Source organism: Thioclava sp. F36-7 (genome assembly GCF_002020075.1).
Taxonomy (GTDB): Bacteria; Pseudomonadota; Alphaproteobacteria; order Rhodobacterales; family Rhodobacteraceae; genus Thioclava; species Thioclava sediminum.
The window spans coordinates 215641-238574 of sequence record NZ_MPZR01000001.1 but is presented as its reverse complement, the minus strand read 5'-3'; the positions used below and the strand labels follow the sequence as shown (position 1 = coordinate 238574).

24 protein-coding genes, 2 tRNA genes and 1 riboswitch are annotated in these 22934 nt (G+C 65.6%); of the genes, 9 read left to right on the top strand and 17 right to left on the bottom strand.

What is annotated here, in order from left to right:
* Positions 1–175: 175 nt before the first annotated feature.
* The 3 genes from BMI89_RS00910 to BMI89_RS00900 all read right to left on the bottom strand — a co-directional run bounded on the left by BMI89_RS00910 (position 176) and on the right by BMI89_RS00900 (position 2255).
* Positions 176–487 (bottom strand): phosphoribosyl-ATP diphosphatase, encoded by a 312-nt coding sequence (locus tag BMI89_RS00910; protein WP_078519676.1) that lies wholly within the window; start codon positions 485–487, stop codon positions 176–178.
* Positions 484–1245: an imidazole glycerol phosphate synthase subunit HisF gene (gene hisF, locus BMI89_RS00905; protein WP_078569469.1), complete on the bottom strand. Its 762-nt coding sequence runs from the start codon at positions 1243–1245 to the stop codon at positions 484–486. The genes BMI89_RS00910 and hisF overlap by 4 nt, the downstream gene beginning before the upstream one ends.
* A gap of 62 nt (positions 1246–1307) precedes the next feature.
* Complete coding sequence (locus tag BMI89_RS00900) at positions 1308–2255, bottom strand: 1-phosphofructokinase family hexose kinase (RefSeq protein WP_078569468.1); 948 nt, start codon at positions 2253–2255, stop codon at positions 1308–1310.
* A 116-nt stretch (positions 2256–2371) separates the two neighbouring features.
* Here BMI89_RS00900 and BMI89_RS00895 point away from each other — a divergent pair, with 116 nt between their 5' ends.
* Positions 2372–2581 (top strand): hypothetical protein, encoded by a 210-nt coding sequence (locus tag BMI89_RS00895; RefSeq protein WP_078569467.1) that lies wholly within the window; start codon positions 2372–2374, stop codon positions 2579–2581.
* Between the two features lie 19 nt (positions 2582–2600).
* Positions 2601–3599, top strand: a complete 999-nt coding sequence (locus BMI89_RS00890; protein ID WP_078569466.1) for a hypothetical protein — start codon at positions 2601–2603, stop codon at positions 3597–3599.
* Positions 3600–3732: 133 nt separating this feature from the next.
* Here BMI89_RS00890 and BMI89_RS00885 read toward each other — a convergent pair whose 3' ends face one another.
* Positions 3733–4665 carry an MBL fold metallo-hydrolase gene (locus BMI89_RS00885; protein ID WP_078569465.1) on the bottom strand — a complete coding sequence of 311 codons (933 nt, stop codon included), beginning with the start codon at positions 4663–4665 and terminating at the stop codon, positions 3733–3735.
* A gap of 97 nt (positions 4666–4762) precedes the next feature.
* Positions 4763–5179, bottom strand: coding sequence for a metallopeptidase family protein (locus BMI89_RS00880; protein WP_078569757.1), 417 nt, complete (start codon positions 5177–5179; stop codon positions 4763–4765).
* Between the two features lie 97 nt (positions 5180–5276).
* On the opposite strand from BMI89_RS00880, the gene gltX reads away from it, so the two are divergent.
* From gltX to gcvP, 4 genes are all read left to right on the top strand, one after another.
* Positions 5277–6605, top strand: coding sequence for a glutamate--tRNA ligase (gene gltX, locus BMI89_RS00875; RefSeq protein WP_078569464.1), 1329 nt, complete (start codon positions 5277–5279; stop codon positions 6603–6605).
* A 166-nt stretch (positions 6606–6771) separates the two neighbouring features.
* Positions 6772–6862: riboswitch (glycine riboswitch) on the top strand.
* Positions 6863–7018: 156 nt separating this feature from the next.
* Positions 7019–8122, top strand: a complete 1104-nt coding sequence (gene gcvT, locus BMI89_RS00870; protein WP_078569756.1) for a glycine cleavage system aminomethyltransferase GcvT — start codon at positions 7019–7021, stop codon at positions 8120–8122.
* A gap of 22 nt (positions 8123–8144) precedes the next feature.
* Positions 8145–8504 (top strand): glycine cleavage system protein GcvH, encoded by a 360-nt coding sequence (gene gcvH, locus BMI89_RS00865; protein ID WP_078546225.1) that lies wholly within the window; start codon positions 8145–8147, stop codon positions 8502–8504.
* 5 nt (positions 8505–8509) lie between these two features.
* A complete protein-coding gene (gcvP, locus tag BMI89_RS00860; protein ID WP_078569463.1) occupies positions 8510–11350 on the top strand; it encodes an aminomethyl-transferring glycine dehydrogenase in 2841 nt (946 codons plus the stop codon).
* Between the two features lie 82 nt (positions 11351–11432).
* Here the strand turns inward: gcvP and glpX are convergent, their stop codons facing one another.
* The 3 genes from glpX to BMI89_RS00845 all read right to left on the bottom strand — a co-directional run bounded on the left by glpX (position 11433) and on the right by BMI89_RS00845 (position 14278).
* Complete coding sequence (glpX, locus tag BMI89_RS00855) at positions 11433–12398, bottom strand: class II fructose-bisphosphatase (RefSeq protein ID WP_078546229.1); 966 nt, start codon at positions 12396–12398, stop codon at positions 11433–11435.
* 275 nt (positions 12399–12673) lie between these two features.
* A complete protein-coding gene (locus BMI89_RS00850; protein WP_078569462.1) occupies positions 12674–13975 on the bottom strand; it encodes a homoserine dehydrogenase in 1302 nt (433 codons plus the stop codon).
* 99 nt (positions 13976–14074) lie between these two features.
* Positions 14075–14278 (bottom strand): hypothetical protein, encoded by a 204-nt coding sequence (locus tag BMI89_RS00845; protein ID WP_078569461.1) that lies wholly within the window; start codon positions 14276–14278, stop codon positions 14075–14077.
* Between the two features lie 114 nt (positions 14279–14392).
* On the opposite strand from BMI89_RS00845, the gene BMI89_RS00840 reads away from it, so the two are divergent.
* Positions 14393–14980, top strand: coding sequence for a TetR/AcrR family transcriptional regulator (locus tag BMI89_RS00840; protein ID WP_078569460.1), 588 nt, complete (start codon positions 14393–14395; stop codon positions 14978–14980).
* A gap of 60 nt (positions 14981–15040) precedes the next feature.
* Here the strand turns inward: BMI89_RS00840 and BMI89_RS00835 are convergent, their stop codons facing one another.
* A complete protein-coding gene (locus BMI89_RS00835; protein ID WP_078569459.1) occupies positions 15041–15511 on the bottom strand; it encodes a hypothetical protein in 471 nt (156 codons plus the stop codon).
* A gap of 102 nt (positions 15512–15613) precedes the next feature.
* On the bottom strand, positions 15614–16333 hold the full coding sequence (gene hisA / locus BMI89_RS00830) for a 1-(5-phosphoribosyl)-5-[(5-phosphoribosylamino)methylideneamino]imidazole-4-carboxamide isomerase (protein ID WP_075776131.1): 720 nt from the start codon (positions 16331–16333) through the stop codon (positions 15614–15616).
* A 145-nt stretch (positions 16334–16478) separates the two neighbouring features.
* On the opposite strand from hisA, the gene BMI89_RS00825 reads away from it, so the two are divergent.
* A complete protein-coding gene (locus BMI89_RS00825) occupies positions 16479–16865 on the top strand; it encodes a DUF2147 domain-containing protein (RefSeq protein ID WP_078569458.1) in 387 nt (128 codons plus the stop codon).
* 52 nt (positions 16866–16917) lie between these two features.
* On the opposite strand, the gene BMI89_RS00820 is transcribed toward BMI89_RS00825, so the two are convergent.
* The 6 genes from BMI89_RS00820 to purD form a co-directional block, all read right to left on the bottom strand.
* A complete protein-coding gene (locus tag BMI89_RS00820; protein WP_078569457.1) occupies positions 16918–17583 on the bottom strand; it encodes an ATP-binding protein in 666 nt (221 codons plus the stop codon).
* A complete protein-coding gene (gene hisH / locus BMI89_RS00815) occupies positions 17583–18221 on the bottom strand; it encodes an imidazole glycerol phosphate synthase subunit HisH (RefSeq protein WP_078569456.1) in 639 nt (212 codons plus the stop codon). The genes BMI89_RS00820 and hisH overlap by 1 nt, the downstream gene beginning before the upstream one ends.
* Positions 18221–18808, bottom strand: coding sequence for an imidazoleglycerol-phosphate dehydratase HisB (gene hisB, locus BMI89_RS00810; RefSeq protein ID WP_078569455.1), 588 nt, complete (start codon positions 18806–18808; stop codon positions 18221–18223). The genes hisH and hisB overlap by 1 nt, the downstream gene beginning before the upstream one ends.
* 127 nt (positions 18809–18935) lie before the next feature.
* Positions 18936–19010: transfer RNA gene (locus tag BMI89_RS00805), tRNA-Gly, on the bottom strand.
* A 22-nt stretch (positions 19011–19032) separates the two neighbouring features.
* Positions 19033–19107 (bottom strand) — tRNA-Gly (locus BMI89_RS00800).
* Between the two features lie 441 nt (positions 19108–19548).
* Positions 19549–20814, bottom strand: coding sequence for a phosphoribosylamine--glycine ligase (gene purD / locus BMI89_RS00795; protein ID WP_078569454.1), 1266 nt, complete (start codon positions 20812–20814; stop codon positions 19549–19551).
* Positions 20815–20907: 93 nt separating this feature from the next.
* Between purD and xseA the strand changes: the two genes are divergently transcribed.
* Positions 20908–22488, top strand: a complete 1581-nt coding sequence (gene xseA, locus BMI89_RS00790; RefSeq protein WP_078569453.1) for an exodeoxyribonuclease VII large subunit — start codon at positions 20908–20910, stop codon at positions 22486–22488.
* A 3-nt stretch (positions 22489–22491) separates the two neighbouring features.
* On the opposite strand, the gene BMI89_RS00785 is transcribed toward xseA, so the two are convergent.
* The gene (locus BMI89_RS00785; RefSeq protein ID WP_246831942.1) at positions 22492–22914 is read right to left on the bottom strand and encodes a hypothetical protein; all 423 of its coding nucleotides are present in this window, start codon (positions 22912–22914) and stop codon (positions 22492–22494) included.
* Positions 22915–22934 lie beyond the last annotated feature (20 nt).

Sequence of the window (22934 nt, the reverse complement as noted above, 5' to 3'; positions counted from 1 at the left end):
CCTGTTTGAGAGGCCAGCTAGCACGCGGTTCGCGCGGGGAAAGGGGGCGCTGCCCCCTCGGGCTTCGCCCTCACCCCCGGGATATTTCGGCAAGAGCGAAGGCAGGCACGGGCCGCCCCTTCGCTCTTGGAAAATATCCCGGGGTGAATGCCGTAAGGCAGAGGGGCAGCGCCCCTTAACTGCGCGCGGCTTTCTCGGCGATGCCGGACGTCCCTTCGCGGCGCTCCAGTTCGGCCAGCACATCGGCCAGCTTCACGTCGCGCGCCGCCAGCATCACCAAGAGGTGATAGAGCACATCCGCCGCCTCATAGGTCAGGTTCTCGCGGTCGTTCTTCGCTGCGGCGATGATCGCTTCCACCGCTTCCTCACCGAATTTCTCGGCGCATTTCTCCGGGCCCTTGGCCAGCAGTTTCGCGGTCCACGACGTGTCGGGATCGGCGCCCTTGCGGCTCTCGATGGTCGCGGCGAGTTGGTCCAGAATGCTCATTGCAGCCTCATCGGAATGCCCGCGGCGGCCATGTATTCCTTGGCCTCGCGGATCGTGTATTCGCCGAAGTGGAAGATTGACGCCGCGAGCACGGCCGAAGCCCCGCCCTTGGTTACGCCTTCCACCAGATGATCGAGATTGCCGACGCCGCCGGAGGCGATCACCGGCACGTCCACCGCGTCCGAGATCGCCTTCGTCAGCTCCAGATTGAAGCCCGCGCGGGTGCCGTCGCGATCCATCGAGGTCAGCAGGATTTCCCCCGCGCCCTTCGCAGTCACGGTGCGCGCGAATTCCACCGCGTCGATCCCGGTGGATTTGCGCCCGCCATGGGTAAAGATCTCCCAGCGGCCCGGCTCCACCGTCTTGGCGTCGATCGCGCAGACGATGCATTGGCTGCCGAAGCGATCGGCGGCCTCGGTGATGACGTTCGGATCGGCCACGGCGGCGGAGTTGAACGAGACCTTGTCGGCCCCCGCCAGCAGCAGCGCGCGCACGTCGTCATGGGTGCGCACACCGCCGCCCACGGTGAGCGGCATGAAGCATTGCTCGGCGGTGCGGGTCACCAGATCGAACATGGTGCCGCGGTTTTCGTGCGTCGCGTGGATGTCGAGGAAACACAGCTCGTCGGCGCCTGCCGCGTCATAGGCCTTGGCGGCCTCGACCGGGTCGCCCGCGTCGATCAGGTTCACGAAATTGACGCCTTTCACGACGCGGCCGTCGGCGACGTCGAGACAGGGAATGATGCGGGTCTTCAGCATGGGCGGCGCTCCTTTGGCGCTTTCATAACGCGCAGGTGCCGCGAGGCAAAGGGGCAGAGTGCTCAGACCGGCTCGACCGGGCAATGCGGCAGGAGGCGGCGCACCATCGCGGCCGAGCAGAGATCGGTCGCAGGTGTCGTCACGGCGGCCGCTGCGCCTGCGGCGCCTTGCTGCAACGCCTCGCGGAAGGACTTGCCGCGGGAAAGCGCCAGCGTGAAGGCCCCCACGAAACTGTCGCCCGCGCCCACTTTCGACACGACGTCGACCTTCGGAGCCACAGCGAACCAACGCGCATCCTTGGTGGCCAGCACATTGCCGTCCGCGCCGCGTGCCACGATCACCGCATGGGCCAGCCCGCGCCGCACGAGGTCTTGGGCGAAATCGGCGCTATCCCGGCGTTCGGGAAGTTTGCGACCCGCCAGCCCCTCGGCCTCCAGCTCGTCCATCCGCAGCACGTCTGCGGGTTGCGCCTCGCTTTCCATCAGCTGGTGCAGAGCTTCGCCGGAGGTGTCGAGAAAAAGTCGCGCCTTGGTCCGCGCCATCTTCGTCGCCAGTCGCGCGGGGAAATCTTCGGGCACGCCGGGCGGCTGCGAGCCGGACAGAACCACGATCCCGCCTTCGGGCGCGGCGCGCGCGATCCGGCTGAGCGCTTTCGCGACATCGCGCGCGCCCCAGTCCGGCCCCGGCATCACGAAGCGATATTGCGCGCCCGTGCTTTGATCCGTGGCGGTCAGGCTCATCCGCGTCTCGCCCGGCGCGGGGAAGGGGAAGACGGCGATCCCGGCCTCGGCCAGAAGCCGCATCACCCGGTCGCCGGTGGTCCCGCCAAGGGCCACGAAAGCGGTGGAATTGCCCCCCAGAGCGGCGATCGCGCGGCTGACATTCAGGCCGCCGCCGCCCGGATCTGTGAGCGGCCGCGTACAGCGCAGCTTGCGCTCGGGGGCGACCTCGGGGGTCTCGATCGACAGATCGACCGTCGGGTTGAGCGTGATCGTGAGGATCGAGGTCATCGCGTCTCCTTTTGGCCCAGAGCCCGACTTTGCGGCGCGGAGCGCGCGCCTGTCAACGCAGTGTTAAGGGGTGGTGCGCTATGACTGCTCCCGTGCTGTTTCAAAGGAGTGTGAGGATGGTTCCGGGTGCCGATGATCCGCGATGGAAGCGGGTTTTGACGAGTCAGAGCGATTTGAGTGCGGCGTCGCTGGCAACGAAGATCTTGATTGCGCGCCTGCGTCGCGAGGTGGCCGCGCGCCCGGCCTCGCTTGGCGACAAGATTGCGGAGCTGCGTGAGTTCGTGACGATAAATGCCTTTGCCGCCGGCGATGTCGCGGCGTTCTAGGCTCGAGAGGGGATCCGGGATGAAAAATGAGATGTTGAGCGTGGCCGAGGCCGCCGCGCGGATCGAGGCGGGTGACGTCATGGTCGTGGCAGGGGACGAGGCGCTTCTTGCGCAGCTCCCGCGCGGCAAATGGATCGGCGGCACCACCGTTTACTTCGTCACCGAAGAGGGCGGGGCGGTGGTGCGCGACAAGCTGTTCTGCACCCGTTTCGAGCGGGCGACGGGCGCAGCGCCGCGTTGGCTCGAGGTGGGCGAACTGCCGAAGATTTCCGAAGGCTACGCCGAAAATGGCTTCACCATGATCATGATCCCCGCCTTCTCGGTGGCGCATTCCGACTTCGCGGTGGAGGGGCAAGGCTATCCCGGTCTCTTCGATCAGCCGCTGGCGGGCTGGATCACCGGGGTGCATCTCGATGAGCTGGGCAAACGCGCGCCGAAGGTGTTCGACGGCGCGACGGGGGTGGCGCATGACGAAGGGGCGGTGCTGCTGCATGTCGAGCTGCCCGATGGTGTCGCGGCCGATCTCGACATTCTCAATATCTTCGCCCAAGGCGAGGCCGAGGCGCTGACCTTCACCTTCCCGAAGGCGGGGTTCGAAGCGGAGGTGGCGACGGTCGAGGGGAAAGAGGTCAATCTCGCCCGCTACATCGCCGAGCATGAGCTCGACACGCGCCTGCCGCTGGTCGCAAATTACGCAGGCACGCTCGTCAATGTCTCGATCCAGGAGGTCGATGCCCAGGCCGGCAAGGTGAAATTCTACGCCCCTGTTGTCGAGGGGGTCGAATACCGTCTGGCGCAGGCGCTGGGCTCTTACGCGCAGGCCTTCGCTGAAGGCGCGGGGGGCAAAGGCGCCAACGAATATTCGTGCAACTGTATCCTGAACTATCTCTATGGCGAGTTGGAAGGGCAGCGGACCGGCGGCTTCACCGGCCCCGTCACGTTCGGCGAGATCGCCTATATCCTGCTCAACCAGACCCTTGTGCGCATGGAGTTGCATGAGGGCGATGCCGCCGCCTGACGGGCGGGGCGCAGCCAGTCGCGGCCCTTAGGGGCGTGCCCCTCTCAGAGCGAGCTGATATAAGAAAAGCGCGCGCCGATCGGGCGCGCGCCTGAAATATCTCGGCGCGGGCTTGGCCCGTACCCATCACGGATCAGACGTTGAGCTGATAGGTGATCGGGTGGAAGTGGAAGCCGGTGTCCAGCGCCTCGAGATGACCCACACCGGGGAAGGGCATGTGATAGCCGACGAAGGCCAGCTTGTCGGCGGCGACACGGCCGAGAAGTTCCTTGCGGGTCTTCGCGGCCATCTCCTTGTCCATGTCGTATTTCACTTCCCAATCGGGACGCTGAAGCGACCAGACATAGTGGTTCGAGGTATCGGCGGCGAGCATCAGCCCCTTGCCACCCGACTCCACCATGAATGCCATATGGCCCGGCGTGTGGCCGAAAGCCTCGACCGCCGAGATGCCGGAGACGACCGAATCGCCGCCCTTGAGGTAGCTCATCTTCTCGGCCAGCGGACGGACCTTGGCTTCGAACGTGTCGTTGCCCGCATTCGACCAGTGGTCGAATTCTTTCTGCCCGGTGATATAGGCGGCATTGGCGAACGTCTCTCCGCCATCGCCCATCAGCCCGCCAATATGGTCGCCATGCATATGGGTGATCACGACATGGGTGATGTCCTCGGGCGCGTGTCCGGCTGCGGCAAGCGCCGAGGTGATCCCCTCCGGCGACAGGCCGGTGTCGAAGAGGATTTTCTCCGAGCCGGTCTCGATCAGCGTCGGAGTAAAGAAATTCAACGACTTGTCGGCGGGGATATAGGCGGCTTCCGAGACGGCCGCGAAGTCTTCGGGGCTGGCATTCATGCCGAAGATCGTCTGCGGGTTTTCCAGCTCGCGCGATCCGGCGAGCAGCGTGGTAATCGTCAGATCGCCCATCTGCATCCGGCGATAGCGCGGGATCGCGGGCGGGGCTTCGTTCGAGCTTTGCGCGGCGGCGCCGCTCCCGGTCAGAAGCGCGGGGGCGGCGGGCAGGAAAGCGGCGGTTTTCAGGGCAGTACGGCGGGTCATGAAGGTCCTGGTCATCGGGTCTCTCCCTCTCGATGGTTGATCTTCGCAGGTCGAAGTCTAGCGCATCGCGCCGCTTCCACAGAGTCGTGAACGTTGCGTGAGCCGCTTCGGTTCACTCCCACCAGCGATCGATTGAAGAAATATCGCCATCCGACCACCCCAGATGATGCGCCAGTTCATGCACGAAAATATGGGTGACGAGGGTTCCGAGGGGCTCGTTTCCGCGCGAGACCCACTCGTCGAGGATCGGGCGGCGGAAGAGCCAGATCACATCCGTGTGGCCGCCGGGGTCCATCACGGATTTCTCGGTCAGCGGGATGCCGTCATAGAGCCCGGTCAGATCGAAAGGGTCCTCGATGCCCAGATCGGCGAGCATCGCCTCGGAGGCGAAGTCTTCCACCCGGATCGCGACACCTTGCGCGGCGCGGGCGAATTCCGGCGGAAGCGCCGCGCGTGCGGCCTCGGCCAGAGCCTCGATTTCCTCGATGCCCGGCGCCGTGACCTCCGTCCAGTCGTAACCTTCGCTCATCGTCCCCTCCAAGCCGCTCTGCACGCGCCGCATGGCCCCTCATATGGACAAACGGGCCGCCTTGTGAAAGAGCAGGCGCCAACAGGAGTTTGCCCAGATGACCACCGTTACCCGTTTCGCCCCGTCGCCCACCGGCTATATCCATGTCGGCAACCTGCGCACCGCGCTGATGAACTACCTGATCGCCCGCAAGACCGGCGGTCAATTCATCCTGCGCCTCGACGATACCGATCAGGAGCGTTCGAAGCAGGAATATATCGACGCGCTGAAGCAGGATCTCGAATGGCTCGGGATCGAATGGGACCGGGAAGAGCGTCAGTCGCTGCGTCTGGACCGCTATGCCGAAGTGGCCGAGCAGCTGAAGGCCGACGGTAAGCTTTATGAATGTTTCGAGAGCCCGACCGAGCTGGACCTCAAACGCAAGAAGCAGCTGAACATGGGCAAGCCGCCGGTTTATGACCGCGCGTCGATGCATCTGTCGGATGCCGAAAAAGACGCGATGCGCGCGGCAGGCAAGGAAGGTTACTGGCGCTTCAAGCTCGAGCTCGAGCGGATCGAGTGGAAAGACGGCATCCTCGGCGATCTGTCGATCGACGCGGCCAGCGTGTCCGATCCGGTGCTGATCAAGGCCTCGGGGCAGGTGCTCTATACCTTCGCCTCACCGGTCGACGACGCGGATATGGGCATCACCCATATCGTGCGCGGCGGCGACCACGTCACCAATACCGCGACGCAGATCCAGATCATCGAGGCGATCGGCGGCAAGGTTCCGAGCTTCGCGCACCATTCGCTGCTGACCGGCCCGCAGGGCGAGGAGCTGTCGAAGCGCCTCGGCGCGCTCTCGATCCGCGATCTGCGCGCCGAAGGCATCGCCCCCGAGGCGCTGCTGTCGATGATGGCGCGTCTGGGCTCGAGCCAGCCGATCGAGCTGAAAATGTCGATCGACGAGCTGGCCGACGGGTTCGATCTGAACCATTTCGGCTCGGCGCCGACGAAATTCGACCCGGCGGACCTGATCCCGCTGACCCGCGCGCGCAACCAGCACCTGCCGTTCTCGGCCGTGGCAGATCGTATCGCGGATCTCGGCATCCCCGAGGAGCAGCGCGAGCGCTTCTGGAAGGTCGCCTCGCAAAATATCGACAAGCTCGACGATCTGAAGGGCTGGGCCGATCTGTGCCTCAACGGCGCGGAGCCGGAGATCGACGAGGAAGATCGCGACTTCATCGCTCAGGCCATGACGATGCTGCCCGCGCCGCCCTATTCCGACACCACGTGGAAGGACTGGACCTCGGACGTGAAAGAGGCGACCGGGCGCAAGGGCAAGGGGCTGTTCATGCCGCTGCGCAAGGCCGTGACCGGCATGGCGCACGGGCCCGATATGGGCGAGCTGATGCCGCTTCTGCACAAGGTTCCGGCGCGCGGCTGACGGCTCCGCCGCAGGCTTGCACAACCAATTCCAAAGGCGCGAGGGGAGAACCCCTCGCGCTTTTTGTTTGTGCAATTCGCGACCTCGTGAGGTCGTTTTCGGCGGTAAAGCGGCGCTTTTGGCGATTGGGGCTTGTCAGTCGCGCGGGGCCTCAGGTAATCGGGAGAAGTTGGATACGGGAGAATCCGGGGGAAACCTCGGTGCCGAAGGAGCAACCGCCCCGGTAAACTCTCAGGCAAAAGGACCGTGCCCGACGAAGGACTCTGGAGAGTGATGCGGCGCGCAATCGCGGCATCCGCCGAAGGGATAACGATCTCAGGCGTCTGCATGGCAGGCACGGACAGAGGGGGCATCGGGCGAGCCGGAAGGCTCATGAATCGATGCCGGATCATCCGGCTGAAGGGGAGGCCGCGATGAGCGAGTTGAAACGCACACCGCTATACGATCTGCATGTTGAGCTGGGCGCCAAGATGGTGCCTTTCGCGGGCTACGAGATGCCCGTGCAATATCCGCTGGGCGTGATGAAGGAACACCTGCACACCCGCGCCAAGGCCGGGCTATTCGATGTCAGCCACATGGGGCAGGTGATCGTGCCGGGCGAAGGCGCTGCCGAGGCGTTCGAGGCGCTCGTGCCGGTGAGCCTGATGGGTCTGAAAGAGGGCCGCCAGCGCTATGCGATGTTCACCGATGAGAACGGCGGCATTCTCGATGACCTGATGGTGGCGAACCGTGGCGATCATCTGTTCGTCGTGGTGAACGCGGCCTGCAAGGAAGACGACATTGCGCACATGCGGGCGCATCTGGAGGCGGTCGAGGAACTCACCGACCGCGCGCTCTTGGCGCTGCAAGGGCCCGCCGCCGAGGCTGTGCTGGAGGCGCTTGTGCCCGGCACCGCCAAGATGCGCTTCATGGATGTGGGCGTCTATCACTGGAACGGGACGGAGCTTTGGATCTCGCGCTCTGGCTATACCGGTGAAGACGGCTACGAGATTTCCGTGCCCGCGGACCGCGCGGTGGAATTCGCCCGCAAACTGCTCGCCGATGAGGCGGTGGAGCCGATCGGTCTGGGCGCGCGCGACAGCCTTCGGCTCGAAGCGGGGCTTTGCCTCTACGGGCATGATATCGACACCACCACGACCCCGGTCGAGGGCAATATCGCTTGGGCGATCCAGAAGGTGCGCCGCAAGGGTGGGGAGCGCGAAGGCGGCTTCCCCGGCGCGGATCGCATCCTGAGCGAATTGGAAAACGGACCGAGCCGCCTGCGCCTCGGCCTGCGCCCCGAGGGCCGCGCACCGATGCGCGAAGGCGTCGAGATTTTCGCCGAGGCCGAGGGTGGCCAGCCCATCGGGCGTGTGACCTCGGGCGGTTTCGGCCCCTCGATCGAGGCGCCGATGGCGATGGCCTACCTACCCGCCGAAACGCTCGAAGGCACCACCGTCTATGGCGAGGTGCGCGGCAAGCGTCTGCCCGCCAAGGTCGTGCCGATGCCCTTCCGCCCCGCCACTTACAAACGCTGAACAACCAATCGGGAGACGTTACATGAAATTCACCGAAGACCACGAATGGCTCAAAACTGAAGGCGACGTTGTGATCGTCGGCATCACCGAGCACGCTTCCGAGCAATTGGGCGATGTCGTCTTCGTCGAGCTGCCCGATGTCGGCGACACGGTCGAGAAGGGCGACGAGATCTGCGTGATCGAGTCGGTCAAGGCCGCCTCCGACATCCTCGCGCCGCTGGGTGGCGAGATCGTCGAGATCAACGAGGATCTGGCCGACAATCCGGGCCTCGTGAACGAAGACCCGCTGGGCAAGGCGTGGTTCTTCAAGATGAAACTCACCGACGCCTCCGCGCTCGACGGCTTCATGGACGAGGCCGCTTACAAAGACTTCATCGGGTAATATCCATGACCTTCACCCCCACGACTTACGACAGTTACGATTTCGCCAATCGCCGCCATATCGGGCCTTCGCCGGCCGAGATGGAGGAGATGCTCAAGGCCGTGGGGGCGCCGGACCTCGACGCGCTGATCGCCGAGACGGTGCCGAAAAGCATCCGTCAGGCCGAGCCGCTGGGCTGGGCGCCGCTGACCGAATATGGCCTCCTGCAGAAGATGGAAGGCGTCGCGAAGAAGAACCGCGTGATGACCAGCCTGATCGGGCAGGGCTATTACGGCACCGTCACGCCGCCCGCGATCCAGCGCAACATCCTCGAGAACCCGGCCTGGTACACGGCCTACACGCCCTATCAGCCCGAGATCGCGCAGGGCCGTCTTGAGGCGCTGCTGAACTTCCAGACGATGGTGTCGGACCTGACCGGGCTGCCGGTCGCCAATGCCTCGCTTCTGGACGAGGCGACGGCGGCGGCGGAAGCCATGGCGATGGCGCAGCGCGTGTCGAAATCGAAGGCCACCGCCTTCTTCGTCGACGAGAACTGCCACCCGCAGACCATCGGCGTGATCCAGACCCGCGCCGAGCCACTCGGGATCGAGGTGATCGTGGGCGCGCCCGAGACGCTGGAGGCCGAGAAGGTCTTCGGCGCGATCTTCCAATATCCGGGCACCTATGGCCACGTGCGCGACTTCACCGCCGAATGCGAGGCGCTCCATGCAGCGAAAGCCGTGGCCGTGGTCGCGACCGATCTTCTGGCGCTGTGCCTGCTCAAAGAGCCGGGCGCGATGGGCGCGGATATCGCCGTGGGCTCCGCGCAGCGCTTCGGCGTGCCGATGGGCTATGGCGGCCCGCATGCGGCCTTCATGTCCTCCACCGACAAGATGAAGCGCGCGATGCCCGGCCGGATCGTAGGCGTGTCGATCGACAGCCACGGCAATCGCGCCTATCGCCTGAGCCTGCAGACCCGCGAGCAACATATCCGCCGCGAGAAGGCGACTTCGAATGTCTGTACCGCGCAGGCGCTTCTGGCCGTGATGGCGAGCTTCTACGCGGTCTTCCACGGCCCCGTCGGTCTGCGCGCAATCTCGGAACGCGTGCACCTGCTGACCGTGCAGCTGGCCGAGGCGTTGAAAGCCGCTGGCGCTCTGGTGGAGCCTGCGAATTTCTACGACACGATCACCGTCGAGGTGGGCGTGGGCCAGCAGGGCATCCTCGCCGCCGCCCGTCATCGGGGGATCAACCTGCGCAAGGTGGGTCGCGACCGGGTCGGGATTTCGCTCGACGAGACCAGCGATCCGGGCGTGGTGGCCAAGGTGCTCGACGCCTTCGGGATCACCGAACCCGCCCCCGAAGCCACGCAACCGGCGGTGCCGGATGCGCTGCTGCGCGAGAGCGACTACCTCACCCATCCGGTCTTCCACATGAACCGCGCCGAATCCGAGATGATGCGCTACATGCGCCGCCTCTCGGATCGCGATCTCGCGCTCGACCGCGCGATGATCCCGCTCGGCTCGTGCACGATGAAGCTGAACGCAGCCGCCGAGATGATGCCGCTCACCTGGCCGGAATTCGGCTCGCTGCACCCGTTCGTGCCGCTCGATCAGGCGCAGGGCTATGCGGAGATGATCGACGATCTGACCGCGAAGCTTTGCGAGATCACCGGTTATGACGCCTTCTCGATGCAGCCCAATTCGGGCGCGCAGGGGGAATATGCGGGGCTTCTGACAATCGCCGCTTATCACCGCGCCAATGGCGACGATCAGCGCGATGTTTGCCTGATCCCGATGTCGGCGCATGGCACGAACCCGGCCTCGGCGCATATGGCGGGGATGAAGGTCGTCGTGGTGAATTCCGCGCCCAATGGCGACGTGGATCTGGAGGATTTCGAGGCGAAGGCGGCGGAGGCGGGCGACAAGCTCGCTGCCTGCATGATCACCTATCCCTCGACCCATGGCGTCTTTGAGGAGACGGTGAAGCGCATCTGCGACATCACCCACGAATATGGCGGTCAGGTCTATCTCGATGGCGCCAACCTCAACGCGCTGGTGGGGCTGGTGAAGCCGGGCGAGATCGGCTCGGATGTGAGCCACCTCAACCTGCACAAGACCTTCGCGATCCCGCATGGCGGCGGCGGTCCCGGCATGGGGCCGATCGGGGTAAAGTCGCACCTCGCGCCCTTCCTTCCGGGCCACCCGGAGACGGGCGGCGAAGAGGGGCCGGTGAGTGCCGCGCCCTACGGCTCGGCCTCGATCCTGCTGATCTCCTGGGCCTATATCCTGATGATGGGCGGGCCGGGCCTGACGCAGGCGACCCGCGTCGCGATCCTCGCTGCGAACTACATCGCCGCGAAGCTGAAAGAGGGCTACCCGATCCTCTTCATGGGCAATCGTGGACGTGTCGCGCATGAATGCATCATCGACACGCGGCCCTTCGCGGACGTGGGCGTGACGGTGGACGATATCGCCAAGCGCCTGATGGATAACGGTTTCCACGCCCCTACGATGAGCTGGCCCGTGGCGGGCACGCTGATGGTGGAACCCACGGAATCCGAGACCAAGGCCGAGATCGACCGCTTCATCACCGCGATGCTGTCGATCCGCGACGAGATCCGCGAGATCGAGGCGGGCGAGATCACCCCCGAGGACAGCCCGCTGCGCCATGCGCCGCATACGGTGGAAGACCTCGTGGCCGATTGGGACCGGAAATATACCCGCGAACAGGGCTGTTTCCCGGCAGGCGCCTTCCGCGTCGACAAATACTGGCCGCCCGTGGGCCGGGTCGACAACGTCTTCGGCGACCGCAACCTGATCTGCACCTGTCCGCCGGTCGAGAGTTACGCCGACGCGGCGGAGTGACCGCCAGCCAGAATGAAGAAAGGCCGGAGCATCGCGCTCCGGCCTTTCTCTTCTTCTCGATAAAAATATCCAGACGCGCCGGTTACTTCACCGGGTTGCGGTAGATCACGCGGCGCAGCGAGCCGGTTTTCGAGCGCATCAGCATCGTCTCGGATTCGATATAGGTCGGCTCGCGCTTCACGCCCTTCACGATGGACCCGTCGGTCACGCCCGTCGCAGCGAAGATCACGTCCGAGCGCACCATGTCGTCGCGCGCATAGACCTTGTCGAGATCGGTGATGCCTGCCTTCTTCGCACGGCCACGCTCGTCGTCGTTGCGGAACAGCAGCTTGCCCCACATCTGACCGCCCATGCATTTCAGCGCCGAGGCCGCCAGCACACCCTCAGGCGCGCCGCCGGAGCCCATATACATGTCGATGCCGGTGAAATCCGGCTCGGCGCAGTGAATGACGCCCGCCACGTCGCCATCGGTGATCAGGCGGATCTTCGCACCGGTCTCGCGGACCTCGGCGATCATGTCCTCATGGCGCGGACGGTCGAGGATGCAGACTGCGATGTCCTTGGTCTCGACGCCTTGCGCCTTGGCCAGCGCCTGAACGCGCTCGGTCGGGGTCATGTCGAGCGAGACCACGTCTTTCTCGTAGCCCGGGCCGATGGCCAGCTTGTCCATGTAGACGTCAGGCGCGTGCAGCATCGTGCCGCGCGGCGCCATCGCGATCACGGTCAGCGCGTTGGGCATGTCCTTCGCGGTCAGCGTGGTGCCTTCCAGCGGGTCGAGCGCAATATCCACTTCCGGGCCGACGCCCTGACCGACTTCCTCGCCGATATAGAGCATCGGCGCCTCGTCGCGCTCACCTTCCCCGATGACCACGGTGCCGCGGATTTCCAGCTTGTTGAGCTGATCGCGCATCGCGTTCACCGCCGCCTGGTCGGCAGCTTTCTCGTCACCGCGACCGATCAGGTCGGCGGAGGCATGAGCAGCCGCTTCCGACACGCGGGCGAGGCCCAGCGAAAGCATGCGGTCGTTGAAATCACTCGGAGGGGTCATTTGGGTCTTCCTGTCTGCCTAGGCGTTGTGGGCCGGGCATAGGTAAAGCCTGTGGGGCCGCGAAGGGCAACCCCGTGAACGCTAACAGGAGGGGCCAGCCGCTATTGCGGTGAAAAATAGCACGCAATGCGGGGTTTGGGCCACCTGAGGTCGCGAAAATAGGCGGCCGAATAACCGGTGTGAGTGGGCCGGGCGCGCGTCGTCAGGCCGCCCGGCGGAACCTCGCGGTCGGGTTGACGGCGTCCGGCGGGAAAGGGCCGAGACTTGCGGCCCTATCAGACCTCTTCGATGCGGATCGCGATCGGCTCGCCCTCGACTACGCGGGTCGCGGGCAGGGCGTCGATCGCGGCGTCGACCGCGTCGCGCGTCGTCTTGTGGGTGACGATCAGCACCGGGGCCGAGGTGTCGGCATGGCCGTATTGGCGCATCCGGCTGATCGAGACGCCCGCCTCGCCCAGAACGGTCGCGACCTTCGCCAGCGCGCCGGGTTTGTCCGACAGCTGCAGGCGCAGGTAATAGGGCGCGGGGATCGCGGTGACGGCCGGGGTAGGGGCCTCGAGCTTGTCGGCGGGCTGGCCGAAGACCGGCAGCCGCAACCCGCGTGCGAGGTCCATCACGTCGCCCATCACGGCGCTCGCGGTCGGGCCTTCGCCCGCGCCTGCGCCACGCAGCACGATCTGGCCGACCGAGTCGCCTTCCAGAACGGTCATGTTGGTGCCGCCGGTCAGTTGCCCCAGCGGCGAGGTGGCGGGCACGAGGCAGGGCGTCATGCGCTGCTCCAGCCCACGACCGGTCATCTGCGCGACGCCCAGAAGCTTGATCTTGTAGCCCATATCGCCCGCGCGGCGGATATCGTCGATCGAGATGCGCCCGATCCCTTCCAGCGTCACGTCGTCGAAAGCGACCTGCGTGCCGAAAGCGATGGCGGCGAGGATGGCGAGCTTGTGGCCCGCGTCGATCCCGCCCACGTCGAGGTTCGGATCGGCCTCGAGATAGCCGAGCGCGCGTGCCTCTTCGAAGACCGTGTCATAGGGCAGGCCCGCATCTTCCATCCGCGTCAGGATGTAGTTGCAGGTGCCGTTCATCACGCCCATCACGCGGCGGATGCCGTTGCCCGCGAGCCCTTCGGTCAGCGTCTTGATGACCGGGATGCCGCCCGCGACGGCAGCCTCGTAGCGGATCGTGCGGCCGAGGCTTTCGGCGAGTTCCGCGAGCGCCTGACCGTGATGCGCGAGCAGCGCCTTGTTCGCGGTCACCACGTCCTTGCCCGCTTTCAGCGCGGCTTCGGTGGCGTCTTTCGCGGGGCCTTCATGGCCGCCCATCAGTTCGACGAAGACGTCGATGTCGTCGCGCTGTGCGAGCGTCACCGCATCGTCTTCCCATGCATAGCTCGACAGGTCCGCATCGCGGTTCTTGGTGCGATCGCGTGCGGTGATGGCGGTGATTTCGACCGGACGGCCCGCACGGGCTGCCAGCAGATCGGCATGGCGTTGCACGATCTTCACCACACCGATGCCCACGGTGCCGAGACCCGCGATGCCAAGACGCAAGGGTGCGGTATCGGAGACGGCGGACATAGGGACCTCATGAGCGAAACTGGTGGTTTGCGCCCTGTTAGCGGGAAAGCGCAGGCAGGGCAACGCGGCGTGCGGCTTCAACCGCGCTATGGCGAGATTTTATTGGCTGCGCATCGTGTCTGCGCGGGCGCGCAGGGCGTCGGCGCGCGCTTCCAGCTCGGGGGCCGGGTCGGGGGTGAGCGGCTGATCGGTCAGGATCTCGTCCATCGGCAGCAGTGCCGGATAGTCCTCCGTCGACTGCTTCGAGCAGGCGGCGAGCGAAGCCAGCAAGGCAAACAGGGCGATCAGGGCAGGGGCGCGCATGGTTTCTCCTCTCGGGACAGGGGCAAACTATTGCGCCCACGGCCCCATTGCCAGTGCCGATTGCGCCGCAAATCGGGTTTGATATTGAACATCCGTTCAGTTAGCGTCGGTATCATGGCACGCAAGACTGGCTCCCATTCCGAGATTACCGGCCCGAAGATCCGCGCCGAGGCGCAAAGGCTCTTTGCGCGGCACGGGTTTGCCGCTGTCTCGATGCGCCAGATCGCAGGCGCTGTGGGGGTCCAGGCGGGGGCGCTCTACCTCTATACGCCCGACAAAGAGGCGCTGCTGTTCGACCTGCTCAAGACCCACATGGACGAGCTGATCGCCGCGTGGCACGCCGAGCCCGCCGGGGGCGATGCCCATGCACGGCTGGAGCGTTTCGTGCGCTTCCACATCCGCTTCAACCTCGAGCGGGCCGAGGCGGTGTTTCTCAGCTACATGGAGCTGCGCAATCTCGGTCCGGAGAATTTCGCGGTGATCGAGGGGCTGCGCAAGACCTACGAGACCGAGCTGGAAGCGATCCTGAAGGCGGGGCAGGACGAGGGCGTGTTCCTGATCCCGGATACCAAGCTTGCGACGATGGCGATCATCGCGATGCTGACCGGGGTGAATACATGGTTCCGCGAAGGTGGTCGTCTGAGCCGCGCCACCGTGGCCGATATCTACTGGGATATGGTGCGCAAATCGGTGGGTGCCTGAGCTAAGGAAAAGGGCGACCGAAGCCGCCCTGTACCTCTGTGATGAATTGCTTAACACGACTTAGCCGGGCTGAGCCTCCTGCGGCGGCGGCTCCAGAACCGGTGCTGTGGGCGCTTTCGGCCGGTCGAACTGCAGGCTGTGAATGCCGCCGAAGCCTTCCCAGCCGCCTTGGAAGAAGAGATCGCCGCCGACGTTCCAATGCTCGCCCGTCAGCCCGCCCGTGCCGAACCAGCCGCGGCTGCCATAGCCCATGCCCAGTTCCGCCATGGCATTGTCCTGACCGGCGACACCGGTCAGCTTGATCTTGCCTTGCACCGGCCCCGGACCGATGCCGAGATGCAATGACAGCTTCGCGCCGTTGATGTCGCCATCCGGATCGAGGTCGTAATTCATCGCGCCGAACACCCCTTCAAGGCCGCTCGCGCCCGGGCCGAAGGTCCAGTTCAGACCCACAAAGCCTTTGGTATCATTCGCCATGGCCGCGCTTGCGAGGCAAGCGGTCACCGCGGCAATCGTCATCATGCGTTTCATGGCACCCTCCACACTTGGTGTTAACGCTGGGTTAACCCTCACGCGGAAATTCACATGGCGCAATGATTTGTGTCACTTGCGGTGGATTTCCTCAGCGCTGTGTCAGGCGCGCAGCGCGGCCAGCGCCTCGGTCAGATCGAGCGCGCCGTCATAGATCGCCCGCCCCGAGATCGCGCCCGCGATCACGCCCGTGTCGCGCAGGGCGATCAGGTCGGGCAGGGACGACACGCCACCGCTCGCGATGACCGGGATTTCGACCGCGCGGGCCAGTGCCTCGGTAGCAGCAATATTCGGCCCGCCCATCGCGCCGTCGCGCATGATGTCGGTGTAAATGATCGCGGCGACGCCCGCGTCCTCGAAGGACTTCGCCAGATCGGTGACCATCACATCGGTCTCTTCCGCCCAGCCCTTGGTCGCGACTTTGCCGTTGCGCGCGTCGATCCCGACGGCCACCTGACCGGGGAAGGCTTTCGCGGCCTCGCGCACAAGATCGGGGTTCTCGACCGCGACGGTGCCGAGGATCACCCGCGCCAGCCCTTTATCCAGCCACCGCTCGATCGTCGCCATGTCGCGGATGCCGCCGCCCAGCTGCGCGGGCACCTTGATGCGCGACAGGATCGCCTCGACGGCGGCCGCGTTCACCGGCTCGCCCGCGAAGGCTCCGTTGAGGTCCACCAGATGAACCCATTCGCAGCCCGCTGCCTCGAACTTGGCCGCCTGCGCCGCCGGGTCGTCGCCGAAGACCGTGGCCTTGTCCATCTCGCCATGCAGCAGACGCACGCATTGGCCATCCTTGAGGTCGATTGCGGGGTAGAGGATCATCTGTGGGCACTCCTGAACTGTCGCGATGCCTCTTGCCACGGGTTCGCGGATTTTCCAAGCCTGACGCGGACGTCACGTCAGTCTTGCCGGGAATCGCTCTTGCATGGCCTGATGCGGCCAGCAGGCAAAAGGGAGGAGATTTGCCATGAAGACTTTGATGATCGCCGCAGCGATCCTGGCACTGGGCGCAGGTGCGGCGCTTGCCGACCCGATCGAGGGCACCTGGAAGACGCAGCCCGATGACGGCGCCTATGCCTATGTGGACATCGCACCCTGCGGGTCGAAGTTCTGCGGCACCATTGTGCGGACCTTCAAGGGCGGCAGCGAGTACAAGTCGGAAAACCTCGGCAAGCAGCTCGTGATCGGGATGGAGCCGAAGGGCAACAACAAATACCAGGGCAAGGTCTGGCGCCCGTCCAACAACAAGATCTACCTCGGCAAAGTCACCGTGAACGGTAACGCGATGGCGCTGGCCGGTTGTGTGGCGGGCGGCCTGTTCTGCAAGTCGCAGGACTGGCAGCGCGTGAAGTGATGCCTTCCCCGGCCCCTGCGAGGATGCGGCGGGCCGGGATTTCTTGCCGGGCTTACTCCGGGATCAGATCGGCATAGGCGAAGCCGTCGCGCATCACCGTCTCGCCCACCCGCACCGGGATCGGCGCGTCGAAGATCGGGCCCGCGCTGACGGCGGTGTGAAACTCGCCATTCTCGCCGCAGGGATCGACGCCTTCGGGCAGATCGGCCAGCAGGCTTTCATCGAAACGCCGCCCCGCGAAGCTGGGATCGAGCTTGCTCGGGTCCACCGTCACCAGATGCGTGACGAACTCCGCCGCGATCATCTCGCGCGCCAGCTGATCCGTGGGGCGCTGCCAGAGCGGGAAGAGCGCCTCGACACCGAGCGGTTTCAGCTTCTCGATCCGGTAATCGCGCACGTCTTCGAGGAAGAGATCGCCGAAGACCATCGTCTCGACGCCAAGCGCCTTCACCTGATCCATGGCAGAGGCCATCCGCGCCTCGTAATCCTCGTTCGAGCAGGGCCAGGGCAGCGGCACCTCGATCAGCGGCAGGCCCGCAGCCTCCGCCTGACGGCGCAGCAACTCATTGCGCGTGCCGTGCATCGCGACCCGGTCGAAAGCCTCGTTGGCCGTCGACAGCAGCGCCACGACATCCGCATGGCCTTCGGTCCGGCAGGCATGCAGCGCCATTGCGCAATCCTTGCCCGAGGACCATGAGAGAACCGCCTTGGGCGCCATCAGGGTTTCCAGCCGAGGAAATTCGCGATCAGCCGCAAACCGGTGGCCTGCGATTTCTCCGGGTGGAACTGGGTGCCGACGATATTGTCGCGGCCCACGATCGCGGTGATCTCGGTGCCATATTCGGCATAGGCCAGACGGTGCTGCGGCTCGGCCACCTTGAAGTGGTAACTATGCACGAAATAGGCGTGATCGCCGGTCGAAATCCCGTCGAGCACGGCGTGATCGTTGTCGATCACCAGATCGTTCCAGCCCATATGCGGGACCTTCATCGACGGATCGGAGGGCTCGATCTTCACCACTTCGCCGGGGATCCAGCCGAAACCCTCGGTCTCGCGGAACTCGAGCCCGCGCGTCGCCAGCATCTGCATGCCGATGCAGATCCCGAGGAAGGGGCGGCCTTTCACGATCACCGCCTCCTCGATCGCCTGCGCCAGCCCCTCGAAGCGATAGAGCGCCGCGCTGCAGGACGGAAACGCCCCGTCGCCCGGCAGCACGATCCGGTCGGCGCGCGCGACGACGTCCGGCTCCGAGGTCACGACGATCGTGCCGTGACCCGTCTCATTCGCCATGCGCTGAAACGCCTTCTCGGCCGAGTGCAGGTTGCCCGAATCGTAATCGACCAGTGCCGTGAGCATCAAAGCGCCCCTTTGGTCGAGGGCAGCACACCGCCCATACGCGGATCGGTCTCGACCGCCATGCGTAGGGCGCGGGCGACCGATTTGAACGCGGCCTCGGCGATGTGGTGGCTGTTGAAGCCATGCACGCGGTCGATATGCAGCGTGATCCCGCCATGGGTGGCGAGGGCCTGGAAGAACTCGCGCACCAGTTCGGTGTCGAACGTGCCGATCTTCGGGGAGGGCATGTCGCAATTCCACACGAAGAACGGCCGCGCGGACAGATCCAGCGCGCAAGAGACCTGCGTGTCGTCCATCGCCAGCGCAAAGTGGCCGTAGCGGCGGATGCCCCGCTTGTCGCCAAGCGCCTGCACCAGCGCCTGACCCAGCGCGATCCCGGTATCCTCGACCGTGTGGTGATCGTCGATATGCAGATCGCCCTTCGCGCGCACGGTCATGTCGATCAGCGAATGCCGCGCGAGCTGATCGAGCATGTGGTCGAAGAAGCCCACGCCCGTCTTGTTATCGAATTGACCGGTCCCGTCGAGATCGATCTCGACGCTGATCTCGGTCTCGGCGGTCTTGCGGCTGATGGTGGCCTTGCGCATGCGGCGCCTCCTTGAAACTCACCGCCTTATAGGCCGAGGCAGGGGGCGCGCTCAAGCGGGGGCATGTCGATTGACGGGCAGTGGGGCGGAAAAACAAAAGCCTCCCCGAAGGGAGGCTTTTTTGTATTGGAGCGGGCGAGGCGATTCGAACGCCCGACCCTAACCTTGGCAAGGTTATGCTCTACCCCTGAGCTACGCCCGCATCCTTGGGTATTTGACCGAACTGGAGCGGGCGAGGCGATTCGAACGCCCGACCCTAACCTTGGCAAGGTTATGCTCTACCCCTGAGCTACGCCCGCGCCGGTTCGGTGGAGGCGGATTTAGGGGATAGCGGCGTAGGCTGCAAGAGGAAATTTTGCGCGAAGGGGAAAATTCCTGCCTGACGTTTCGGCAGGCGGCGCTTTGCCTCAGTGGGAGCGGCAAATGCTGCAAGCCGGGGCTGGCACATCTTCACCATGAAGGAGTTTTCCTGCGCCACGCGAGGGGGCTCTGCCCCCGCTGGCTGCGCCAGCCCCCCGGGATATTTGAGCCAAGCCGAAACCGAAAAATGCCCGACTCGATCCGCAGAAGGGCGGGCGAGCCGGGCACGTTCGTCTTGGGCGGTCATCGGCGTCCCCGCCTGTTCCGCGAATCCTTGATAACGTGAGCGTAGTTAATGTTCCGTTGCGCGCCTTCGGCTTGGTGGAAATATCCCGGGGGGCGCGCGGAACGCGAGCGGGGGCAGCGCCCCCTGTCACGCCTCAGCTCAGCGCCCGCCAGCCGATATCGCGGCGACAGAAGCCCTCGGGCCAGTCGATCGCATCGACCATTTCATAGGCCCGATCGCGCGCTTCCTGCAGGCTCTCGCCGCGGGCGGTGACGTTGAGCACGCGGCCGCCGCTTGCGACGACGTGTCCGTCTTTCTCAGAGGTGCCCGCGTGGAAGACCATGCGCGAGCCGTCCTCGGGCAGCGCGTCGAGCCCGCCGATCACCGAGCCTTTCTCATAGGCGCCGGGATAGCCCCGCGCGGCCATCACCACCGTCATCGCGTGATCCGGCGCCCATTGCGCCTGCACCTCGCCCAGACGCCCTTCCGCGCAGGCCAGCAGCAGATCGAGCGCCTGCGCGCCGAGCCGCAGCATCAGCACCTGACATTCGGGATCGCCGAAGCGCACGTTGTATTCCACGAGCCGCGGCTGGCCATCCTTGATCATCAGCCCGGCATAGAGCACGCCCTGGAACGGGGTGCCGCGCTTCGCCATCTCGGCGACGGTGGGGCGGACGATCTCGTCCATCGCCTTCGCCTCGATCTCGGGGCTCAGGATCGGGGCGGGGGAATAGGCCCCCATGCCTCCGGTGTTCGGGCCGGTATCGCCTTCGCCGACGCGTTTGTGATCCTGCGCGCCGCCCACGGCGAGCACGTTCTCGCCATCGCACAGCACGAAGAGCGAGGCTTCCTCGCCCTCCATGAATTCCTCGATCACGACTTCCGCGCCCGCGCTGCCGAACGCACCGCCGAAAATCTCGTCGATGCCGTTGAACGCCTCATCGAGCGTCATCGCGACGATCACGCCCTTACCGGCGGCCAGACCGTCTGCCTTGACCACGATCGGGGCGCCCTGTTCGCGGACATAACCCTTTGCGCCTTCCGCGCTGGTGAAGCGGGCATAGGTTGCAGTGGGCGCGTTGCAGGCGTCGCAAATCTCTTTGGTGAAGGCTTTGGAGGCTTCCAGCTTCGCGGCCTCAGCCGAGGGGCCGAAGGTCAGGATGTTCTGCGCGCGCAACGCATCGGCCACGCCCGCTGCCAGCGGCGCTTCCGGCCCGATCACCACGAAATCGACCGCATTGGCCTCGCAAAGTTCCAGCACCGCCGCCGCATCACTCGGATCGATCGCCGCGCAATCGGCGATCTGCGCGATCCCGGCATTGCCCGGGGCCACGATCAGCCGGTCGCATTTCGGATTTTGCTTGATCGCCCAAGCCAGCGCATGTTCGCGCCCGCCGCCGCCCAGAACCAGAATGTTCATCGCTCGCCCCCTTGGCCTTCGCTTTCCCGCCTTCTAAGCTGCGCGAAACTCTGAGGCAAGGCGCCCCGGACCAACGCTCAAGCAGGCAGGCATATGGACCTTCTCGACGACGAAAGCGGCTCGAACGCGCATGACTACACGGTCTCCGAGATTTCGGGGGCGGTGAAACGCGTGATCGAGGGGGAATTCGGCCGCGTCCGGGTGCGCGGCGAAGTTGGCCGTGTGTCGATGCCGCGCTCGGGGCATATGTATTTCGACCTCAAGGACGACCGCTCGGTGATCGCCGCCGTCAGCTGGAAAGGGCAGGTGGCGAAGATGCAGGTCCGCCCCGAGGAGGGGATGGAGGTCATCGCCACGGGCCGGATGACGACTTTCGCGGGCCAGTCGAAATATCAGCTGATCGTCGACAATGTCGAACCGGCGGGCGCGGGTGCGCTGATGGCGATGCTGGAGGCGCGCCGCAAGGCGCTGGCCGCCGAGGGGCTGTTCGACGCGGGCCGCAAGAAGCCCATTCCGTGGCTGCCGCAGGTGATCGGCGTGGTGACCTCGCCCTCGGGCGCGGTGATCCGCGACATCCTGCACAGGCTCGCCGACCGCTTCCCGCGCCATGTGCTGATCTGGCCGGTGGCGGTGCAGGGACAGGCCTGCGCTCCGGAAGTGGCGCGCGCGGTGCGGGGCTTCAACGCGCTGGCGCCGGGCGGGGAGATTCCGCGTCCCGATCTGATCATCGTTGCGCGCGGCGGCGGCTCGATCGAAGACCTTTGGGGGTTCAACGAAGAACCCGTGGTCCGCGCCGTGGCCGAAAGCGACATCCCGGTGATCTCGGCGGTGGGCCACGAGACCGATACGACGCTGGTGGATCACGCCGCTGACCGGCGTGCGCCTACGCCCACGGCGGCGGCGGAAATGGCGGTGCCAGTGCGCGCCGAACTGGCCGCGTGGCTGTCGGAGGCACAGACGCGGATGATGCGGGCGGCGCGCGGGCGGCTCGATCAGCGCGGCCAGCGGCTCCGCGATCTGGCCCGTGGTCTGGGGCGTCCCGAGGCGCTGACGCAACCGGCGCGGCAAAGCTTCGATCTCTGGGCCGAGCGGCTGGGGCCTGCGCTGCGTACGCTGGTCCTGCGCAAGAATACCCGTTTCGCGCCACTGGCTGCGCAAATCTCGCCGAACCTGCTGCGGCGCTTCATCCGGGATCGCTCGCGGGAAATCGAGGGGCTGTCGGCGCGGCTGGCCCCTGCGCCTGCGGCGCGGATGCGGCGCGCGACCCAGGATCACACGCAGCTTGCGCGGCGGCTGGATGCGGCGCGGGTGCGGATGATCGGCGATGCGCAACGGCGCAACCGCGACGGCGCGGAACGGCTGGCGGGGCTGGAAGCCCGGCTCGAGCGCTCCTTGCCCGCGCGGCTCGAGGCGCAGCGCGAACGGCTCGAGCGGCTCGACCGGATGCGCCAGACGCTGGGCTATACCGAGACGCTCAAGCGCGGCTATGCGGTGGTGCGCGGCCCCGACGGCGTGGTGACCTCGCAGGGGGTCGCGGAGAAGCAGTCCGGTCTCGAAATCGAGTTCGCCGATGGCAAGCTCGCTGTCATCCCGGGCGGGGGCGGCAGTGCGACCGCGCCGAAGCCGAAGAAGAAAAAGCCCGATCCGGGCCCGTCTCAGGGCAGTCTGTTCTGAGGCTTACACGCCCACATCCGGACCCTGACAGACCAGCGGGTCCTGACTTTCCGACAGGCTGACCAGCGGTTCCTGCGAGGGATCACCTTTGAACTGTGCGAGCAGCCCCTGCGCCGTGTCGTAGAAGGTCCAGCATTGCAGCGGCGCATATTCGCCGTAGTCGAAGCAGATATACTGCCCGTCCTGATACCAGTCGCCTTCCTTGCACTCGCTTTCGGTGAAGGCCCAGATCACCTTGTGGCCGGGCTTGTATTGCTCGGAGCCGTAGGGCTGGCCGAAGACCGAATAGGTGATTGTGCGCCCGACGGTGCGCTGATCGAATTGCTCCGCATTGAGCGGCGGGCCGAGCGGATCGGCAGCGGCCGCCAGCGTCGGCATCAGAGCCAAGGCCGCAAGGGATAGAGACAGGATCGGGTTCGGGCGCATGGGAGGGCTCCGGCAAGGTC

What these genes read in the sequence shown, in the direction of transcription:
- xseA (WP_078569453.1), top strand. Translation starts at nt 20,908, where the DNA reads ATGGACCTTCTCGACGACGAAAGCGGCTCGAACGCGCATGACTACACG.
- glpX (WP_078546229.1), bottom strand. Translation starts at nt 12,398, where the DNA reads ATGACCCCTCCGAGTGATTTCAACGACCGCATGCTTTCGCTGGGCCTC.
- hisB (WP_078569455.1), bottom strand. Translation starts at nt 18,808, where the DNA reads ATGCGCAAGGCCACCATCAGCCGCAAGACCGCCGAGACCGAGATCAGC.
- BMI89_RS00890 (WP_078569466.1), top strand. Translation starts at nt 2,601, where the DNA reads ATGAAAAATGAGATGTTGAGCGTGGCCGAGGCCGCCGCGCGGATCGAG.
- hisH (WP_078569456.1), bottom strand. Translation starts at nt 18,221, where the DNA reads ATGCTCACGGCACTGGTCGATTACGATTCGGGCAACCTGCACTCGGCC.
- BMI89_RS00900 (WP_078569468.1), bottom strand. Translation starts at nt 2,255, where the DNA reads ATGACCTCGATCCTCACGATCACGCTCAACCCGACGGTCGATCTGTCG.
- gcvT (WP_078569756.1), top strand. Translation starts at nt 7,019, where the DNA reads ATGAGCGAGTTGAAACGCACACCGCTATACGATCTGCATGTTGAGCTG.
- BMI89_RS00835 (WP_078569459.1), bottom strand. Translation starts at nt 15,511, where the DNA reads ATGAAACGCATGATGACGATTGCCGCGGTGACCGCTTGCCTCGCAAGC.
- BMI89_RS00785 (WP_246831942.1), bottom strand. Translation starts at nt 22,914, where the DNA reads ATGCGCCCGAACCCGATCCTGTCTCTATCCCTTGCGGCCTTGGCTCTG.
- BMI89_RS00880 (WP_078569757.1), bottom strand. Translation starts at nt 5,179, where the DNA reads ATGAGCGAAGGTTACGACTGGACGGAGGTCACGGCGCCGGGCATCGAG.
- gltX (WP_078569464.1), top strand. Translation starts at nt 5,277, where the DNA reads ATGACCACCGTTACCCGTTTCGCCCCGTCGCCCACCGGCTATATCCAT.
- hisF (WP_078569469.1), bottom strand. Translation starts at nt 1,245, where the DNA reads ATGCTGAAGACCCGCATCATTCCCTGTCTCGACGTCGCCGACGGCCGC.
- BMI89_RS00845 (WP_078569461.1), bottom strand. Translation starts at nt 14,278, where the DNA reads ATGCGCGCCCCTGCCCTGATCGCCCTGTTTGCCTTGCTGGCTTCGCTC.
- purD (WP_078569454.1), bottom strand. Translation starts at nt 20,814, where the DNA reads ATGAACATTCTGGTTCTGGGCGGCGGCGGGCGCGAACATGCGCTGGCT.
- gcvH (WP_078546225.1), top strand. Translation starts at nt 8,145, where the DNA reads ATGAAATTCACCGAAGACCACGAATGGCTCAAAACTGAAGGCGACGTT.
- BMI89_RS00825 (WP_078569458.1), top strand. Translation starts at nt 16,479, where the DNA reads ATGAAGACTTTGATGATCGCCGCAGCGATCCTGGCACTGGGCGCAGGT.
- BMI89_RS00850 (WP_078569462.1), bottom strand. Translation starts at nt 13,975, where the DNA reads ATGTCCGCCGTCTCCGATACCGCACCCTTGCGTCTTGGCATCGCGGGT.
- BMI89_RS00910 (WP_078519676.1), bottom strand. Translation starts at nt 487, where the DNA reads ATGAGCATTCTGGACCAACTCGCCGCGACCATCGAGAGCCGCAAGGGC.
- BMI89_RS00840 (WP_078569460.1), top strand. Translation starts at nt 14,393, where the DNA reads ATGGCACGCAAGACTGGCTCCCATTCCGAGATTACCGGCCCGAAGATC.
- BMI89_RS00885 (WP_078569465.1), bottom strand. Translation starts at nt 4,665, where the DNA reads ATGACCAGGACCTTCATGACCCGCCGTACTGCCCTGAAAACCGCCGCT.
- BMI89_RS00895 (WP_078569467.1), top strand. Translation starts at nt 2,372, where the DNA reads ATGGTTCCGGGTGCCGATGATCCGCGATGGAAGCGGGTTTTGACGAGT.
- BMI89_RS00820 (WP_078569457.1), bottom strand. Translation starts at nt 17,583, where the DNA reads ATGGCGCCCAAGGCGGTTCTCTCATGGTCCTCGGGCAAGGATTGCGCA.
- hisA (WP_075776131.1), bottom strand. Translation starts at nt 16,333, where the DNA reads ATGATCCTCTACCCCGCAATCGACCTCAAGGATGGCCAATGCGTGCGT.
- gcvP (WP_078569463.1), top strand. Translation starts at nt 8,510, where the DNA reads ATGACCTTCACCCCCACGACTTACGACAGTTACGATTTCGCCAATCGC.